Below are 2,792 nucleotides of genomic sequence, written 5' to 3'. Positions count from 1 at the left end.
CGATCAGGTCGCGCGGGATCGCCGCCATGTTGATGGCGACGAAGGGGCCGCCACGGCGGCGGCCATATTCATGCAGCGCGCGCGCCACCAGTTCCTTGCCGGTGCCGGATTCGCCCGAGATCATCACCGTCAGGTCGGTCTGCATCATGCGCGCCAGCATGCGGTAGATGTCCTGCATGGCGGCCGAACGGCCGACCAGCGGCATTGCATCGGGCTGCTCTTCCGGCCGCGCATCGATCTTCGGCCGTCGCGGCTCGGAAAGCGCCCGGTTGACGATGTTGAGCAGTTCGGTCAGGTCGAACGGCTTGGGCAGATACTCATAGGCGCCGGTTTCAGACGCGCGGATCGCCGTCATGAAGGTGTTCTGGGCGCTCATGACGATGACCGGCAGTTCCGGCCTCGCCTTCTTGATGCGCGGCAGCATGTCGAAGGCGTTCTCGTCCGGCATCACCACATCGGTGATGACCAGATCGCCCTCGCCCGCCGCCACCCAGCGCCACAAAGTCGAAGCATTGGAGGTGACGCGCACCTCGTGGCCGACGCGCGAAAGCGCCTGGTTGAGGACAGTACGGATCGCCGCATCGTCGTCGGCGACGAGAATATTGCCGCGAACGGTCATTTGCGGTCTCCTTCACCGTCTTCATCGGCGCCGTATGGCGCTTCTTTCCAGGCCGGCATCAGGATGCGGAATGTGGTCCCGCGCGGCGTCGATTCGCATTCGATGATGCCGCCATGTTCGCCGACGATTTTGGCGACCAGCGCCAGCCCCAGCCCCGAGCCGTTCGGCTTGGTGGTGATGAACGGGTCGAACAGGATCGGCAGGATATCTTCCGAGACGCCGGAACCATTGTCGCGCACGCAAAATTCCAGCGGCAGCGACACGCGGTCCTGCGTGCCCGGAACGGAAACACGGATGCCTGGCCGGAAGGCGGTCGACAGCACGATCTCGCCCTGCGGGTCACTGCCGATCGCCTCGGCGGCGTTCTTGACCAGGTTGAGGAACACCTGGATCAACTGGTCGCGGTTGGCAAACACCGGAGGCAACGAAGGATCATAGTCCTCCAATATCTTGATTCTCTTGGCAAAACCGTTCTTGGCAATGGCCTTGACATGGTCGAGCACGACATGGATGTTGACGGGGTAGCGGTCGATCGGCCGCTCGTCGGAAAACACCTCCATGCGATCGACCAGCGACACGATGCGGTCGGTCTCGTCGGTGATCAGCCGCGTCAGCGCACGGTCTTCGTCGGAAGCCGACAGTTCCAGCAACTGGGCAGCGCCACGGATACCGGAGAGCGGGTTCTTGATCTCATGGGCAAGCATCGCCGCCAGGCCGGTGACCGAGCGCGCCGCACCGCGATGCGTCATCTGCCGGTCGATCTTGTCGGCCATCGACCGTTCCTGGAACATAACCACCACCGAGCCCGGAAATTCCGGTACCGGCGCGACATAGAGATCGACGACCTTCTCGATGCCGAGACGCGGCGACGACACGTCGACCCGATACTCGTTGACCGGTGCCAGGCGCTCGCGCACCTGGTCGACCAGCGTCAGCAGCGGGCTGCCGAAGGGAATGAGTTTTGACAGCGTGTTGCGGGCGAGCATGGTCGCGCTTGAACGAAAGAAGTCTTCCGCGTCGGCGTTGGCGAAGGTGATGAAGCCTTCCTCGCTGATCATGATCACCGGGCGGCGGATGGTGTTGAGCACGATCTGGGCGGCATCCGCCATTTCAGCGCCTTGGCCGGCGGCGGCGTTCATGCGGCACTCCGCAGGGTCAAAGGTTGCGGATCGCGCGAAAACACATCGCGCAGCAAGGCAATGACGCGCGCGGGCTCGAATGCGGTCAGTATGGCCTTTCGGCTGTCGTCGGCGACGCCGCCGGCATGCCGATCAAGATACCAGCCGAGATGCTTGCGCGCCTGGCGCAGGCCGCTTTCGGCGCCGTAGAGCGCTAGCATGTCCTCATAATGGGCCACGATGTAGTCGGCGAGCGCCGTCGGGTTCTGTGGAATATTTGGCGTCGCTTCGCCTGTCGCTGCGGCCGCAATGCCACCTGCGATCCAAGGGGCGCCATAATGGGCACGGCCGATCATCACTGCGTCGGCACCCGATTGATCGAGAATGTCGGCCGCTTCCGCCGGCGAAGAGACGTCACCATTGGCGACGACCGGGATGGACACGGCTTCCTTGACGCGGGCGATGGCGCGCCAGTCGGCCTTGCCCTGATAGAACTGGCAGCGCGTTCGGCCGTGCACGGTCACCATGCTGACACCGGCCTGCTCGGCGCGGCGCGCCAGCATCGGCGCGTTGAGCGCGCCTTCGTCCCAGCCAAGCCGCATCTTGACCGTCACTGGCACCTCGACCGCGCCGACAACGGCGTCGATCAGCGACAGTGCGTGGTCGAGATCCAGCATCAATGCCGAACCAGCGTAGCCGCCAGTGACCTTCTTGGCCGGGCATCCCATGTTGATGTCGATAATGTCGGCGCCCTCGCCGGCGGCGATTCTGGCACCTTCGGCCATGTGCATCGCCTCACGGCCGGCCAGCTGAACCATATGGACGGGCAGGCCGGAGTGGCGTATGCGCAGGTTGAAACCGGCCCTGCCCTTGGCGAGCTCGCCGCTGGCAACCATTTCGGACACGACCAGGCCCGCTCCATGCGCGTGGGCACGCTGCCGGAACGGCTCGTCCGTAATGCCCGACATCGGCGCGAGGAACACGCGATTGCGGAGTTTCACGCCGCCGACGTTAAGCGGCGCGGCCAATTTGGTCAAATTAAACATGCACAAAAA

General features: G+C 64.1%; 3 protein-coding genes. All 3 read right to left on the bottom strand.

The features are described from left to right. A partial coding sequence (locus tag EN914_RS30805; RefSeq protein WP_127389491.1) for a response regulator occupies positions 1 to 619 on the bottom strand: 619 nt, incomplete at its 3' end. After that, entirely contained in the window at positions 616 to 1,758 is a 1,143-nt protein-coding gene (locus tag EN914_RS30800; protein ID WP_013531493.1) for a nitrogen regulation protein NR(II), read from the bottom strand. The genes EN914_RS30805 and EN914_RS30800, both read right to left, overlap by 4 nt. Then, entirely contained in the window at positions 1,755 to 2,783 is a 1,029-nt protein-coding gene (gene dusB, locus EN914_RS30795; protein ID WP_127389492.1) for a tRNA dihydrouridine synthase DusB, read from the bottom strand. Before dusB ends, EN914_RS30800 begins: the two co-directional genes overlap by 4 nt. Between the last annotated feature and the right edge of the window lie 9 nt (positions 2,784 to 2,792).

This window comes from Mesorhizobium sp. M7A.F.Ca.CA.001.08.2.1 (assembly GCF_003998455.1).
GTDB lineage: Bacteria > Pseudomonadota > Alphaproteobacteria > Rhizobiales > Rhizobiaceae > Mesorhizobium > Mesorhizobium ciceri.
This window is presented reverse-complemented; position numbering and strand designations above follow the sequence as displayed.